Below are 15835 nucleotides of genomic sequence, written 5' to 3'. Positions count from 1 at the left end.
ACTACGCGCGCTTCACGTCACAGCGACTGAGCATTCGCCATTCAGCAGGCAGAACCCGCGTCTCTCCGGTTACGTTGACCGTCACGACCTCGCGGATATTCGCCGACGATGCGCCAATCTGCAGTTCAAACTCGCCAGGCTCAACGATGCGTTTCCCGTCACGACGGGTGAAGTTGAACATCTCAACCGGCAGCGTGAAGGTGAGCGTGGCGGTTTCGCCCGGCGAGAGCGTGACGCGCTGGAAGGCCTTCAGCTCCTGAAGCGGGCGCACCTGGCTAGCGACCCTGTCCCGCACGTAGACCTGCACGACTTCACTCCCGCTGCGCTCGCCGGTATTGGTGATATCCACACTCAGCGTCACCTCACCGTCGACCGGCACGCGGCTTTCAGCGACGCGGGCAGTGCCCCAGCTAAACTGCGTCCAGCCAAGGCCAAAACCAAACGGGTAACGCGCACCGAAATGGAACGCAAACGGCGTGCCGCCGCTTTTCAGCTTGTGATTGTAGTAATACGGCATCGCCCCGGCGCTTTTCGGCACGCTGACTACCAGACGCCCCTGCGGCTCCGCGCGACCGGTCAGCACATCGGCAATCGCCCAGCCCCCTTCCTGCCCCGGCGCCCAGGCCATCATCAGCGCGGCAACCTTGTCCTCCAGCCCCTGAAGGTTGTACGGGCGCCCGCCGGTCATCACGACAATCACCGGTTTGCCGGTGGCGACCAGGGCGTCCAGCAGCTGTTGCTGCACGCCGGGCAGATTCAGAGAATCGGTATCAGATCCTTCCCCGACCGTGCCGCTCTGGAACAGTCCGGCGAGATCGCCCACGCAGGCCACCACCACGTCACTCTCCTGCGCGGCGTTGACCGCCTCGGGGATAAGTGCGGTGCTTTGCGACACGGGAGACTGCTGCATCGGCTTGCCACCGCTGTCGCCGGGGAAGACCGGCGCACCCGCCATCCGTTTTTCGATAATGTGGCACCCTTTCGCATAGCGCACGTTCGATGCCCCCAGGTACTGCTCCAGCGCCGCGCGCGGGGTCGTCACCTGCGAGGTTTCCTCAACCATATCGCTGATGATCAAATGCACCGGGAAGCTGTAGCCGCTGAGTAACGCCAGCGGATCGTCTGCCGTCGGCCCCACCACCGCCACGCGGGGCTTACCGTTCAGCGGCAGAATGCCGTCGTTTTCCAGAAGCGTGATCGATTTGGTCGCTACCTCCCGCGCGACCTCTCGGGTCATCTCATTTTGCAGATCGATACCGTTTTCATCGGCATACGGGTTCTCAAACAGGCCGAGGCGGAATTTTTCGGTCAGCGTACGCGCTACGATCTCATCCACCTTCGTCATGGAAATCAATCCACGCTCAACGGCATCTGCCAGATGGCTCGCGCAGTCGTCTTTCGGCAGCTCAACGTCCAGCCCGGCGTTAAAGGCCAGCGCAGCGGACTCCGCTGCGTCGTGGGAAATCCCGTGATGCTGGTGCAGCAGGCTGACGCCGCCATAGTCCGCGACAATAATGCCGTCGAAGCCCCACTGTTCACGCAGGACGGTGGTCAGCAGGAAGCTGTCGCTGTGCCCCGGCTGGTTATCGATATCGTGGTAGGCGGGCATGACCGAACCGGCGTTTGCCAGCTTAACCGCCATTTCAAACGGCAGCAGGAAGGTGTCGTTCAGCTCGCTGAAGCCGAGATGAACCGGGGCGTGGTTACGCGCCCCTTCGCTGAACGAGTGGCCCACGTAATGCTTGAGCGTCGCCAGCAGATCGCGCTTATCGCCCTGTAAGCCTTTCACGTAGGCGGTGGCCATCACCCCCACCAGCCAGGGATCTTCCCCGAAGGTCTCTTCGGTTCGCCCCCAGCGCACGTCGCGGGAAACGTCCAGCACCGGGGCCAGCCCCTGCTGGCAGCCAACGGAACGCGCCTCTTTACCAATCTGCTCTGCCGCGCGCTGCACCAGTTCAGGGTCCCAGGTGGAGCCGTAGTTCAGCGACGACGGGAACAGCGTGGCGTCTTTGCACAGCAGCCCCACCAGGCACTCTTCATGGAACAATGCCGGAATGCCAAGACGCGTCTCCTCCATCATCATGCGCTGCAGGCGGTTAGCGGCGCGCACGCCGGTTTTCGCATCAACGATGTGGGTGCCCAGCGGGCGCGTAATTTGCCCGACGCCCAGCTTCAGCCGTTCGCTGAGTGCAGCCTGCTGGCTCACGCCGGCGAACTCATCGCTGAGGTCGCTGCGCTCGCGGTGGTTACCGTTTTCATCGAGGATCAGCCAGTACGCATGCATCTGGGCGAACTTCTCTTCCGGGGTCATACGCGCCAGTAAATCGGCGACGCGCTCGTGTACGGGACGTCCCGCGTCCTTATAGATAGCAGTCATATTTTACTCCTGTAGTGCGGAAGGGGTTGCCGGGCTTAGCTGCCCCGCGTCGGGTCTTACCTCACGCTTGCTCGCCAGTTCCCGGGCGATGGAATCCACCAGCCGGCTGTTGAGCTTGTAGATGGAAAGCAGCGCCACCATGCAAAGGAACAGCGCGCACGGAATAAGGGTGAACAGCGCGTTGATGGTGGAGAGCACGTGCGGCGCCTGGGCTGCCTGGCCCGGGGCGTAATCCACCATGCCGAGCACCCAGCCGACCACCGCCCCGCCCAGCGCCAGCCCAAACTTGATGGCAAACAGCGCGGTGGAGAAGACCAGCCCGTCCAGACGGCGGCCGCTGCGGTGCTCTTCGTAGTCGACCACATCTGAGAACATGGTCCACTGCAGCGGCGTGGTGAGGTTTTGTACAAAGCTAAAGACAATGTTGAGGCCAAAAATCAGCCACACCTGAGAAGGCGGCAGGAAGAAAATCAGCGCGCCGAAGATGACGAAGGAAATAATCGTCCACTGATAGGCGCGGACGCGGTCAAATTTCCCCAGCAGCCGTTCAGATAATAATGCGCCGCTTAAGGAGGCCACCATGCCGGAAACAATAAAGGCAAAAACCAGCTCCGGGCGCAACAGCACATAGTTGACGTAATACATGGTGGCAGAGCCGCGCGTCACCACCGCCGTTAACAGCAAAATATTAAACAGGAAGACAATACGCCACTGGCTGTTCCCGGCCAGCAGTTTTAAATCGGTTAGCATGGAGCCGGAGGTATCATTGCGTGGGGAATAACGCTCGCGGGTCATCAGGAAACAGCAGAAAAAAAGCACAATCCCCAGCAGCCCCATCAGGCTCATGGCGTAGAAATAGCCTTTCTGCACGTTGCCCTGTCCTAACAATGAGACCAGCGGCAAGGCGATAACCGTTACGATCAGCCCGCCGATAAACGACAAGCCAAAACGCCAGGACTGCAGGGAGTGGCGCTCGCGCGGATCCAGCGTCAGCGCCCCCGGCATGGCGCAGTAAGGCACGTTAATGGCGGAGTAAATCAGGCTTAAAATCGCGTAGGTCGCGCAGGCATAAACAATTTTTGCCGTCGGCCCGACGTCCGGTACGTAGAAGGTGATAAGGCAGCTTACGCCAAAGGGAATAGCAAACCACAGCAACCAGGGACGGAAACGGCCGTGACGCGTCTGCGTGCGGTCAACCAGCGCGCCAATGCACGGGTCGACAAACGCATCGACCACGCGCACCACTAAAAACATGGTGCCCATAATGGCAGCGGGTAAACCGAAAACGTCGGTATAGAAATAAGCAAGAAATAACGTGGCCGTTTGCCAGACCAGCGCGCTGGCCATATCGCCTAAGCCATAACCTATTTTATCTTTGGTACGCAATACAGAGGAAAGTGTCATTGTTATTTGCCTTTTTATCAGGTTAAAACGTATTTCAACCAGTTGCGCATCTTCCGAAGGGAAATGCGCAGTAAGGCTCAAGTATTAGCAACGCTTTGCGCACTAACAATTGTCTTAATTAACAGACAAATTATGATATTTGGTTTTTTAGTTTATTTGTGATGGGGAGCAAATTAGCGGTGAAATAAAAAAGGCGAGGAATAATATCCTCGCCTTTTTCCGATAGTGATGTCGTTACTTGTTCAGTTCTGCCAGGCTCAGCCAGGTTTGCACCACGGTGTCCGGGTTCAGGGACAGGCTATCGATCCCCTCCTCCATCAGCCAGGCGGCAAAGTCTTCATGGTCAGATGGACCCTGACCACAAATGCCGACGTATTTACCCTGCTTCTTCGCCGCACGGATGGACATGGAAAGCAGCGCTTTCACCGCCTCGTTGCGTTCGTCGAACAGTTCGGAAACCACGCCGGAGTCGCGGTCCAGACCCAGCGTCAGCTGCGTCATGTCGTTCGAGCCGATAGAGAAGCCGTCGAAGTGTTCCAGGAACTGCTCGGCCAGCAGGGCGTTGGACGGGATCTCGCACATCATGATGATCTTCAGCCCGTTTTCGCCGCGCTTCAGCCCCTGACGCGCCAGCTCGTCCACCACCGCTTTCGCCTGATCCACGGTACGCACGAACGGGATCATGATTTCGACGTTGGTCAGCCCCATGTCGTTGCGCACGCGTTTCACCGCCTCACACTCCAGCGCGAAGCAGTCACGGAAGCTGTCGGACACATAGCGTCCGGCGCCGCGGAAGCCCAGCATCGGGTTCTCTTCTTCCGGCTCGTAGCGCTCGCCGCCCACCAGGTTGGCGTATTCGTTTGACTTGAAGTCAGACAGACGCACAATCACGCGTTTCGGGTAGAACGCTGCGCCCAGCGTGGCGATCCCTTCGGTCAGACGGCCGACGTAGAACTCTTTCGGCGAGTCGTAGCCTTTCATCATCTCGCGGATTTCGTTCTGCAGCTTCGGATCCTGATCGTCAAACTCCAGCAGCGCGCGCGGGTGAACGCCGATCATACGGTTGATGATGAATTCCAGACGCGCCAGGCCAACGCCTTCGTTCGGCAGGCAGGCGAAGTCAAACGCACGGTCCGGGTTGCCGACATTCATCATGATCTTCAGCGGCAGGTCCGGCATGGTATCCACGCTGGAGCTCTTCACGCTGAAGTCGAGAATATCGGCGTACACGTAGCCGGTATCACCTTCGGCACAGGAGACGGTCACGTTCTGCCCGTCCTTCATGCGCTCGGTGGCGTCACCGCAGCCGACAACCGCAGGAATACCCAGCTCGCGGGCAATGATCGCCGCGTGACAGGTACGACCGCCGCGGTTGGTAACGATGGCCGCGGCTTTCTTCATGATCGGTTCCCAGTCCGGGTCGGTCATGTCGGTCACCAGCACGTCGCCTGGCTCAATACGGTTCATCTCGCTGATGTCGTGGATCACTTTGACCGGGCCGGCACCGATGCGGTGACCGATGGCACGGCCTTCCGCCACGATTTTACCCTGCGCGTGCAGCGTATAACGCTCCATCACCTGACCGCGTGAGCGGACGGTTTCCGGGCGCGCCTGCACGATGAAGAGCTTGCCGGTGTTCCCGTCTTTCGCCCATTCGATATCCATCGGACGGCCGTAGTGTTTTTCTATCTGCACCGCCTGCTTCGCCAGTTCCTGCACTTCGGCGTCGGTCAGGGAGAAGCGGTCGCGCTGCTCCTGCGGTACATCTTCAATTTTAACCTGCTTGCCATGCTCCTGGGTCGGGGCATAGATCATGCGGATTTTTTTCGAGCCCATGGTGCGGCGCACCACCGCCGGACGGCCAGCGGCCAGCGTAGGCTTGTGGACGTAGAACTCGTCAGGGTTAACCGCGCCCTGCACCACCATCTCGCCCAGGCCCCACGCGGAGGTGATAAACACCACCTGGTCGAAGCCGGATTCGGTATCAATGGAGAACATCACGCCGGAGGAGCCAACGTCGGAGCGCACCATACGCTGCACGCCCGCGGAGAGCGCCACGCCGCGATGGTCGTAGCCCTGGTGCACGCGATAGGAGATGGCGCGGTCGTTGAACAGGGAGGCAAACACGTGCTTCACCGCCACCAGCACGGCATCGTAGCCCTGAACGTTCAGGAAAGTTTCCTGCTGTCCGGCAAACGAGGCGTCCGGCATGTCTTCTGCGGTCGCGGAAGAACGCACGGCAAAGGAAGCCTGCGCATCGTCAGCGGAGAGCTGGTTGTAGGCGTCGTGGATGGCTTTTTCCAGTTCCGGCTGGAAAGGTGTGTCGATGATCCACTGGCGGATCTGCGCCCCGGCTTTTGCAAGCTCGGTGACGTCATCAATATCCGTTTTATCCAGCAGGTCGTAAATGCGCTGGTTTACACCGCTCTGGTCTAAAAACAGGTTAAACGCGTCGGCGGTCGTGGCAAACCCGTTTGGTACGGAGACACCCATACCGGACAGATTTGTAATCATTTCACCCAGGGAGGCATTTTTGCCCCCAACTCTGTCTACATCATTCATGCCGAGTTGGTTATACCAAAGCACCAGCGGTGACGAGCCATTGTTGGACATCGAAACAATCCTTTTGTGATATTTGATCGGAGTAAGTAACACCTGACTACGTATTTATACTGGCATAATTATTTGCGCTAAAAAAACGGTGAATCGTGTAAGCAATTTAAATTTTCAACTTTTCGGATAGTTTCCCACCAGCCAATAACCCGATGATTCCTCTATATTCAGCCAGAAACCCCAAAAATAAAGTCGCTATTTGAAAAATGAAATCCGCTTTTCAGGAAAATCAAAAACAGTGTTTCATTTATAATTAGGATAAGTTCTTTGCTGTGTAATTACCTTTTTTAATTTATGCTTTCAGACAATTACGTATGATATTCAGGGTGGGTAAAATGGATAATGCTGTCGATCGTCACGTTTTTTATATTTCTGATGGTACGGCGATCACCGCCGAGGTGCTGGGCCACGCGGTGATGTCGCAATTCCCCGTTTCGATCAACAGCATCACGCTGCCTTTTGTGGAAAATGAGAGCCGCGCCAAAGCGGTGAAGGATCAGATCGATGCCATCTACCAGCAGACCGGCGTGCGCCCGCTGGTGTTCTACTCCATCGTGATTCCCGAAATTCGCCACATCATTCTGCAAAGTGAGGGCTTCTGCCAGGATATCGTGCAGGCGCTGGTGGCTCCGCTCCAGAGCGAACTGAAGCTTGACCCGACGCCTATCGCGCACCGCACCCACGGGCTGAACCCCGGCAACCTGACCAAATACGATGCGCGTATCGCCGCCATCGACTACACCCTGGCGCACGACGACGGGATTTCGCTGCGCAATCTCGACCAGGCCCAGGTGATTTTGCTCGGGGTGTCGCGCTGCGGCAAAACGCCAACCAGCCTCTATCTGGCGATGCAGTTCGGCATCCGCGCCGCAAACTACCCGTTTATCGCTGATGACATGGATAACCTGGTGCTGCCCGCTGCTCTTAAGCCGCTGCAGCACAAGCTGTTCGGCCTGACGATTAACCCGGAACGCCTGGCGGCGATCCGCGAAGAGCGCCGCGAGAATAGCCGCTACGCCTCGATGCGCCAGTGCCGCATGGAGGTTTCCGAAGTAGAGGCGCTGTACCGCAAAAACCAGATCCCGTGGCTGAACAGCACCAACTATTCGGTTGAAGAGATCGCCACCAAAATTCTCGACATCATGGGACTTAACCGCCGAATGTACTAACAAGCTAGTACATTAGCTCGGATTCATGTATCATCCATTTCAACAGCGGGGCGGTGTCGCCCCGAACTTGAAATCAGCAGGGATTGGTTTAATGTGATGCCCATCACTTCCCGGTAGTCTGCCGATGAAGCAAAAATTTTCTGAGACAAGTCATGAATAAAACCGATGAACTCCGCACGGCGCGCATAGACAGCCTGGTCACCCCGGCTGAACTGGCCGAGCGGCACCCCGTTTCCGCCGCGGTCGCGGAACATGTGACGGCCTCCCGCCGCCGCATTGAAAAAATCCTCAATGGTGAAGACAGGCGTCTTCTGGTGGTGATTGGCCCCTGCTCCATCCACGATCTGGATGCGGCAATGGACTACGCAAAACGCCTTCAGGGGCTGCGGGATAAATACCAGCATCGCCTTGAGATTGTGATGCGCACCTACTTTGAAAAACCGCGTACCGTGGTGGGCTGGAAAGGGCTGATTTCGGACCCTGACCTTAACGGCAGCTATCGCGTGAACCACGGCATCGAACTGGCGCGCAAGCTGCTGTTGCAGGTCAACGAGCTGGGCGTGCCGACGGCCACCGAATTTCTCGATATGGTGACCGGGCAGTTTATCGCCGATCTGATCAGCTGGGGCGCGATTGGCGCGCGGACCACCGAAAGCCAGATCCACCGCGAGATGGCCTCTGCCCTCTCCTGTCCGGTCGGCTTTAAAAACGGGACCGACGGCAACACCCGTATCGCGGTAGATGCGATCCGCGCCTCGCGTGCCAGCCACATGTTCCTGTCGCCGGACAAAAGCGGTCATATGACCATCTACCAGACCAGCGGTAACCCGTACGGGCATATCATTATGCGCGGCGGGAAGAAACCCAATTACCATGCAGAAGATATTGCGGCGGCCTGTGAAACGCTGGCCGAGTTCGACCTGCCGGAACACCTGGTGGTGGATTTCAGCCACGGCAACTGCCAGAAGCAGCATCGCCGCCAGCTGGACGTCTGCGATGAGATCTGTCAGCAGATCCGCAGCGGCTCGACCGCCGTTGCCGGGATTATGGCCGAAAGCTTCATCAAGGAAGGCACGCAGAAAATCATTGCCGGCCAGCAGATGGTGTACGGCCAGTCGATCACCGATCCGTGCCTGAGCTGGGAAGACAGCGAGCTGCTGCTGGAGAAGCTGGCAGCTGCGGTTGATTCTCGCTTCTGATGTTATTGTCGGGTGGCGCCCTTCTCCCTCTCCCTTAGGGAGAGGGTTGGGGTGAGGGAATCAGGCCGCACCTCGCCCCCTGAATTTGATCCCGTCACACAATTTTCACAAAAACGCTTGCCGTGAATTTGCAGTTTATTGATAATGATTATCATTGTTACATTGATTGTTATTTATAAACATGATGTCACCTACGGATAACAGCGCGACAACGCCAGCAAAAACACACACAGCACCGTCCCCTGCCCCTGGCGATCGTCGCATCGACAGCAAAACTCTGCTGGGTGATGAGGGCCGGGTGATTATCGAGCATGACGGCCAGCACTACCTGCTGCGCCAGACGAATGCCGGAAAATTGATCCTCACAAAATAAACTAAAACCTTCGCCAGCCACCCAGGTCATCCCCAGGCAGCCAGCGCTTTCGATACTTTATGGAGAGTTGCTATGCCACACCTGCACACCGCACGTTTACGCCCGTCCCTTCTGGCGCTGGCGATTGTCAGCACCCTGCCGGGCGTCGCGTTTGCTGCCGCAGATGAAATAACCGTCACCGCCACAGGCAACGCCCGTAGCGCCTTCGAAGCCCCGATGATGGTGAGCGTGATTGACGCCACCGCCCCGGAAAAACAGACCGCCAGCTCTGCCGCCGATCTGCTGCGCAACGTCCCCGGCCTGACGCTTGACGGCACCGGCCGCACCAACGGTCAGGACGTTAACCTGCGCGGCTACGACCGTCGCGGCGTGTTGGTACTGGTTGACGGCGTGCGCCAGGGAACCGATACCGGCCACCTGAACAGCACCTTCCTCGATCCCGCGCTCATCAAACGTATCGAGGTGGTGCGCGGCCCGTCGGCCCTGCTCTACGGCAGCGGCGCGCTGGGCGGCGTGATTTCCTATGACACCGTCGACGCCAAAGACCTGCTGGAGCCGGGTAAAAACAGCGGTTATCGCGTGTTTGGTACCGGTGCAACGGGTGACCACAGCCTCGGCCTGGGGGCCAGCGCCTATGGCCGCACCGATACCCTGGACGGCCTGGTGTCGTGGTCCAGCCGCGACCGCGGCGATATCCGCCAGAGCGACGGTGCAACGGCGCCGAACGACGAATCCATTAATAACATGCTGGCGAAAGGCAGCTGGAAAATCGACCCGGCTCAGACGTTGAGTGGCGCCCTGCGCTACTACAACAACGCCGCACAGGAGCCGAAAAACCCGCAAACATCAGATGCCAACAGCAGCAACCCGATGACCGACCGCTCCACCATCCAGCGAGATGCGCAGGTTAGCTACCGCATTGCGCCGGAAGGGTACGACTGGCTGAACGCCGATGCGAAGGTTTACTGGTCTGAAGCGCGCATTAACGCCCAGAACATCGACAGCACCGGCGAGTTCCGCAAGCAGACCACCAAAGGCGGCAAGGTGGAAAACCGTACCCGCCTGTTCAGCGACTCCTTTGCGTCTCACCTTCTGACCTACGGCGGAGAATACTATCGCCAGGAGCAGCGTCCGGGCGGTGCCACGACCGGCTTCCCGGAGGCGAAAATCGACTTTAGCTCAGGCTGGCTGCAGGATGAGATCACCCTGCGCGATCTGCCCGTTACCCTTCTGGGCGGCACGCGCTATGACAACTATCGCGGCAGCAGCGATGGCTACGATGACGTCAATGCCGATAAGTGGTCTTCCCGGGCAGGGTTAACCATCAGCCCCACCGACTGGCTGATGCTGTTCGGCTCTTACGCGCAGGCCTTCCGCGCGCCGACCATGGGTGAAATGTATAACGACGCTAAACACTTCTCCATCGGCCGGTTCTACACCAACTACTGGGTACCTAACCCGAACCTGCGCCCGGAAACCAACGAAACGCAGGAGTTTGGTTTTGGCCTGCGCTTTGACGATCTGATGCTCTCCAACGATGCGCTGGAGTTCAAGGCCAGCTATTTCGATACCAAAGCGAAAGACTACATCTCCACCACCGTCAACTTCGCCGCGGCGACCACCATGTCGTACAACGTTCCAGACGCCAAAATCTGGGGCTGGGACGTAATGGCAAAATATTCGGCCGATCTGTTTAACCTTGACGTGGCCTATAACCGCACGCGCGGGAAAGATACCAATACTGGGGAGTACATCTCCAGCATCAACCCGGACACCGTCACCAGCAGGCTGGACGTTCCGGTGGCGCAAAGCGGGTTCTCCGTCGGCTGGATCGGCACTTTTGCCGATCGCTCAACTCACGTCAGCAGCAGCTACAGCAAGCAGCCGGGCTATGCGGTCAACGATTTTTACGTCAGCTATAAGGGCCAGGAGAAGCTCAAGGGCGTCACCACCACGCTGGTGCTGGGCAACGCCTTTGACAAAGCGTACTGGTCACCTCAGGGCATTCCGCAGGACGGGCGTAACGGCAAGATTTTCGTAAGCTATCAGTGGTAATTCCCTTCGGGGCCACTCTTCAGAAGGATAAGACAATGAATCACTACACACGCTGGCTTGAGCTAAAAGAAGAACATCCGGGTAAGTACGCGCGAGACATCGCAGGGTTAATGAACATCAGCGAGGCGGAGCTGACCTTCGCGCGCGTGGGCCATGACGCCTGGCGACTGCACGGTGACATCCGCGATATCCTGGGCGCGCTGGAAGCCGTGGGTGAAACCAAATGCATCTGCCGCAACGAGTATGCCGTGCACGAGCAGGTTGGCAGCTTCACCAACCAGCACCTGAAGGGCCACGCCGGGCTGGTGCTGAACCCGCGCGCGCTGGATCTTCGCCTGTTCCTCAACCAGTGGGCGAGCGCGTTTCACCTCAGAGAAGCCACCCCACGCGGCGAGCGGCAGAGCATTCAGTTCTTCGATCGCCAGGGCGATGCGGTGCTCAAGGTCTATACCACGGACAACACCGACCTCGCTGCCTGGGGCGATGTGCTGACCAGCTTTATCTTTGCCGATAATCCGCCGCTTGAGCTGGGCGCTGCGGATGCCCCGGCTCACGCCGAAAACGCGGATGCCGCTCTCGTGGATAAGGAGTGGCGTGCCATGACTGATGTGCATCAGTTCTTCAGCCTGCTCAAACGCCACAATCTCAGCCGTCAGCAGGCGTTTCGCCTGGTGGGCGACGACCTTGCCTGTAAGGTGGAGAACAGCGCGCTGGCACGGCTGCTGGAAACGGCACGTCAGGACGGCAACGAAATCATGGTATTCGTCGGTAACCGCGGCTGCGTGCAGATCTTCACTGGTGTAGTGCAGAAAGTCGTGCCGATGAAAGGCTGGCTGAACATCTTTAATCCCGCCTTTACGCTGCATCTGCTGGAAGAAACCATCGCGGAGAGCTGGGTGACGCGCAAACCAACCGCAGACGGCCACGTCACCAGCCTGGAGCTGTTTGCCGCCGACGGCACGCAAATCGCGCAGCTTTATGGCCAGCGTACCGAAGGCGAGCCGGAGCAGAGCCAGTGGCGCAGCCAGATTGACGCCCTGACGCCAAAAGGGCTGGCCGCATGAAAACGTGGTTAGCCCTGCTGTGCGCCCTGCCTCTGGTAGCGTTTGCCGCCGCGCAGGAGAAAATTGTCGCCCTTGGCGGCGACGTGACGGAGATTGTCTATGCACTTGGCGCGCAGTCTTCTCTGATCGCACGCGACAGCACCAGCCAGTGGCCGCAGGCGGCAAACGATCTGCCTGACGTGGGATATTTACGTCAGCTCAACGCCGAAGGCATTTTGTCCATGCGCCCCACGCTGGTGCTGGCCAGCGACCAGGCGCAGCCGTCTCTTGCGCTGAAGCAGGTCGAACAAAGTCACGTCAGGGTGGTTACCGTTCCTGGCCGCAACGACCTGAGCGTCATTGACGAAAAGGTTCGGGTGATTGCCGACGCCACGCACCGTGAAGCCGAGGGGGAAGCCCTGCGCAACACGCTGCGTCAGGCGCTGGCGGCGCTGCCCGCAGCGCCCCTTAACAAGCGGGTGCTGTTTATCCTCAACCACGGGGGAATGACCGCGATGGCCGCCGGGCTGCAGACCGGCGCAGACGCCGCCATCCGGGCCGCCGGGCTGCAGAACGCGATGCAGGGATTCACCCGCTATCAGCCGCTGTCGCAGGAAGGAGTCATTGCCAGCCGGCCCGACCTGGTGGTGATTTCGCAGGACGGCGTGAACGTGCTGGGCGGCGAGGAAAACCTGTGGAAGCTGCCCGGCCTGGCGCAAACCCCGGCGGGACGGAACAGGCAGATGCTGGCGATTGATGATATGGCCCTGCTGGGCTTCAGCGTGCGAACGCCGGATGCCATCCAGAAGCTGCGCGCCAAAGCGGAGCAACTGCCCTGATGTCCCGGCGGATCGCATTGTCGTTGTGGATGCTGGCCGCGATCCTGAGCATCATGACGCTCACGGCGACGGGGTTTGGGGCATTGCACCTGCCGGTCAGCCTGCTGTGGAGCGGCAGCGATGAGGCCATGCGTCAGATCTGGCTTACCATCCGCCTGCCCCGCGTGCTGCTGGCGCTGGTGATTGGCGGTGCGCTGGCGCTGGCCGGCTGTGTGATGCAGGGGCTGTTCCGCAACCCGCTGGCGGACCCGGGTTTGCTGGGGATCAGCAGCGGCGCGGCGCTGGCGGTGGCGCTGTGGGTGGTTATTCCCGCCGCTTTACCTGCCCTGCTGATGCTGTATGCCCCGATGCTTGCGGCGTTCCTCGGCGCGCTGGCCGCAACCGTCCTTATCTTCCTGCTCAGCCAGCAGCGTCACGGCTCCTTGTCCCGCCTGCTGCTGGTGGGGATCGCCATCAACGCCCTGTGCGGCGCGGCCGTCGGGGTGCTCTCCTGGCTTAGCAACGATGCCCAGCTTCGCCAGCTTTCGCTCTGGGGAATGGGCAGCCTCGGGCAGGCGCAGTGGTCCACCCTGCTGGCGGTAACGTCGCTGATGGTGCCCGCGGTGCTGATTATCTGGCGGCTGGCCGGCCCGCTCAATTTGCTGCAGCTGGGCGATGAAGAGGCGCACTATCTCGGGGTGGATGTTGCCACTGTGCAGAGGATCCTGCTGCTGTGCAGCGCCCTGCTGGTTGCCGCGGCGGTGGCCGTCAGCGGCGTGATTGGCTTTATTGGCCTTGTGGTGCCGCACCTGATGCGCATGTGGCTGGGAGCCGACCACCGGGCCGTCGTTCCCGGCTCGGTGCTGGCCGGCGCGCTGCTGCTGCTGGTTGCCGACACGCTGGCGCGCACCCTGGTCTCCCCGGCGGAGATGCCCGTCGGGTTATTGACCAGCCTTCTCGGTGCGCCGTGGTTCCTGTGGCTTATCTTTCGTCGCGGAGGTACGCATGGCTGAACGCTATTGTGCGGAGAACATTTTCTTTCACGCCGGGCAGCGGACGCTGATCGACGATGTGTCGCTTACTCTCTCTCAGGGTGAGCTGGTCGCACTGATTGGCCCCAACGGTGCCGGGAAGTCGACATTATTGCGGCTGCTTACCGGCTACCTCAAGCCCGCAAGCGGACGCTGCACTCTGGCCGGCACGCCGCTTGCGGACTGGCCGCCGGATACCCTCGCCCGCTACCGGGCGGTGATGCGCCAGAATACACAGCCTGGATTCGACTGGCCGGTAGAAGCGGTGGTCGGTATGGGCCGCGCGCCCTGGACTCGCGCCCCTGAAGCATCGGTGGTTGAGGAAGTAATGGCGATTACGGGCTGTTTACCGCTGGCGGGCAGACACTATTCGACGCTCTCCGGCGGCGAGCAGCAGCGGATCCAGCTCGCCCGCGCGCTGGCCCAGCTCTGGTGCGACGGGGCACCGCGCGGCTGGCTGTTTCTTGATGAACCCACCTCCGCGCTGGATCTCTACCACCAGCAGCATCTGCTGCGCCTGCTGAAATCCCTGACCCGTCGGGGACATCTCCACGTCTGCGTGGTGCTGCACGACCTCAATCTGGCGGCGCTGTGGGCAGATCGCATTCTGCTGATGCACAACGGCAGGCTGGTCTCCCGCGGCGCGCCGGAGGACGTGCTGCAGGCCGGGACGCTGGCGCGCTGGTACGGCGCGCAGGTGTGCGTTGGCAGCCACCCGGATCACCCCGTACCGCAGGTATTTCTCGCCCCCTGAGCGGGCTGGTAAAAATCCTTCAGCGTTTCCAGCAGGGCATGCGCCGCTTTAGAGAGCTGCGTGTGCCCTGGATGGATTGCTCCGATGCACTTTTCAATAGGCGGGCTATCCAGCGGGATACAGACCGCGCCCAGTGCCGTCATCTGCGCCTCGCAGAGCGCCGGTACGGCGCTGCCGCCCAGTCCGCTGGCGACCATGCGCCCTACTGTCACCAACTGATGACTCTCCAGCGCCACGTCCAGCTTTCTGCCGCTTCGCGCCAGCTCCTCCTCCATCATCAGACGTACCGCCGAAGGGCGCTGCAGGGTAATGAAATCCAGCGTCAGCAGCTCTTCCCATGCCAGCCGCTTTTTGCCCGCCAGCGAGGAATCTTTCGGCACAATGGCAACAAACCTGTCGAGCCCCAGCGGCGTAAACAGCAGGTTGTGCGTGGGGGCCGGTTCGAAGGCGATCCCCATCTCAACCCGCCCTTCACGCACCATCTCAATCACCTGCTCGTTGATGACGTCATGCACGGTGACGTTGATCCCGGCGTGGCGCTCGCGAAACGCTTTCAGCACCTCGGGCAGGACATTCGCGGCAAACGACGGCATGGCGGCGACCGAGATTTTACCGCGCTGCAGGGTAAAGCACTGGTGCATCGCCTCTTCGACGTTATCCCAGTCGGCAAGCAGCTGGCGCGCCATCGGCAAAAACGTCTCTCCCTCCTGCGTCAGCGCGACCTTGCGCGTGCTCCGCTGCAGCAGCGGGCCACCGAGCGCGTCTTCCAGACTTTTAATCGTCAGGCTCAGCGCCGGCTGGGAGAGATTTAAGCGTTCGCTGGCGTGCGCGAAATTGAGAGTGTGAGCTACCGCTAAAAACGCGCGTAACTGTTTGACACTCATTCTCATTTTTCATCCTGTTAACTAATTGAAAAGAATTAGTTAACAGTAAATTAATAAGAAAACCAAATGAGTGGGTCACAAATTCAAAATTAACAAATGAGTCGCCGCCCCTAAT

The 15835-nt window shown here is 59.6% G+C and carries 12 protein-coding genes; 8 read left to right on the top strand and 4 right to left on the bottom strand.

Translation table 11 applies throughout. The features are described from left to right. Nucleotide 1 precedes the first annotated feature (1 nt). From V1603_RS12895 to ppsA, 3 genes are all read right to left on the bottom strand, one after another. A complete protein-coding gene (locus V1603_RS12895; protein WP_395312725.1) occupies nt 2-2377 on the bottom strand; it encodes a glycoside hydrolase family 3 N-terminal domain-containing protein in 2376 nt (791 codons plus the stop codon). A 3-nt stretch (nt 2378-2380) separates the two neighbouring features. After that, the gene (locus V1603_RS12890) at nt 2381-3781 is read right to left on the bottom strand and encodes an MFS transporter (RefSeq protein ID WP_116340475.1); all 1401 of its coding nucleotides are present in this window, start codon (nt 3779-3781) and stop codon (nt 2381-2383) included. 234 nt (nt 3782-4015) lie between these two features. Continuing rightward, nucleotides 4016-6394 (bottom strand): phosphoenolpyruvate synthase, encoded by a 2379-nt coding sequence (ppsA, locus tag V1603_RS12885; protein WP_023311316.1) that lies wholly within the window; start codon nt 6392-6394, stop codon nt 4016-4018. 335 nt (nt 6395-6729) lie between these two features. Here ppsA and ppsR point away from each other — a divergent pair, with 335 nt between their 5' ends. From ppsR to V1603_RS12845, 8 genes are all read left to right on the top strand, one after another. Then, nucleotides 6730-7563 carry a posphoenolpyruvate synthetase regulatory kinase/phosphorylase PpsR gene (ppsR, locus tag V1603_RS12880; protein ID WP_014883510.1) on the top strand — a complete coding sequence of 278 codons (834 nt, stop codon included), beginning with the start codon at nt 6730-6732 and terminating at the stop codon, nt 7561-7563. Nucleotides 7564-7715: 152 nt separating this feature from the next. Continuing rightward, the gene (aroH, locus tag V1603_RS12875; protein WP_116340477.1) at nt 7716-8762 is read left to right on the top strand and encodes a 3-deoxy-7-phosphoheptulonate synthase AroH; all 1047 of its coding nucleotides are present in this window, start codon (nt 7716-7718) and stop codon (nt 8760-8762) included. Nucleotides 8763-8946: 184 nt separating this feature from the next. Continuing rightward, on the top strand, nt 8947-9135 hold the full coding sequence (gene hemP / locus V1603_RS12870) for a hemin uptake protein HemP (protein ID WP_116341154.1): 189 nt from the start codon (nt 8947-8949) through the stop codon (nt 9133-9135). 72 nt (nt 9136-9207) lie between these two features. Next, nucleotides 9208-11190, top strand: a complete 1983-nt coding sequence (locus V1603_RS12865) for a TonB-dependent hemoglobin/transferrin/lactoferrin family receptor (protein ID WP_395312724.1) — start codon at nt 9208-9210, stop codon at nt 11188-11190. A gap of 35 nt (nt 11191-11225) precedes the next feature. Beyond that, nucleotides 11226-12254 carry a hematinate-forming heme oxygenase ChuS gene (chuS, locus tag V1603_RS12860; protein WP_395312723.1) on the top strand — a complete coding sequence of 343 codons (1029 nt, stop codon included), beginning with the start codon at nt 11226-11228 and terminating at the stop codon, nt 12252-12254. Further along, a complete protein-coding gene (locus tag V1603_RS12855; protein WP_395312722.1) occupies nt 12251-13072 on the top strand; it encodes a hemin ABC transporter substrate-binding protein in 822 nt (273 codons plus the stop codon). The genes chuS and V1603_RS12855 overlap by 4 nt, the downstream gene beginning before the upstream one ends. Next, nucleotides 13072-14064 carry an iron ABC transporter permease gene (locus V1603_RS12850; RefSeq protein ID WP_116340485.1) on the top strand — a complete coding sequence of 331 codons (993 nt, stop codon included), beginning with the start codon at nt 13072-13074 and terminating at the stop codon, nt 14062-14064. The genes V1603_RS12855 and V1603_RS12850 overlap by 1 nt, the downstream gene beginning before the upstream one ends. Next, entirely contained in the window at nt 14057-14836 is a 780-nt protein-coding gene (locus V1603_RS12845; protein ID WP_163328955.1) for a heme ABC transporter ATP-binding protein, read from the top strand. Before V1603_RS12850 ends, V1603_RS12845 begins: the two co-directional genes overlap by 8 nt. Here the strand turns inward: V1603_RS12845 and V1603_RS12840 are convergent. Continuing rightward, nucleotides 14803-15726 carry a LysR family transcriptional regulator gene (locus V1603_RS12840; protein WP_395312721.1) on the bottom strand — a complete coding sequence of 308 codons (924 nt, stop codon included), beginning with the start codon at nt 15724-15726 and terminating at the stop codon, nt 14803-14805. The genes V1603_RS12845 and V1603_RS12840 overlap by 34 nt on opposite strands. Nucleotides 15727-15835: the final 109 nt, after the last annotated feature.

It is taken from the genome of Enterobacter sp. ECC-219, from assembly GCF_043966805.1.
Lineage (GTDB): Bacteria > Pseudomonadota > Gammaproteobacteria > Enterobacterales > Enterobacteriaceae > Enterobacter > Enterobacter cloacae_N.
Note: the sequence above shows the minus strand (reverse complement) of the source record. Positions and strands in the feature narration are given on the sequence as shown.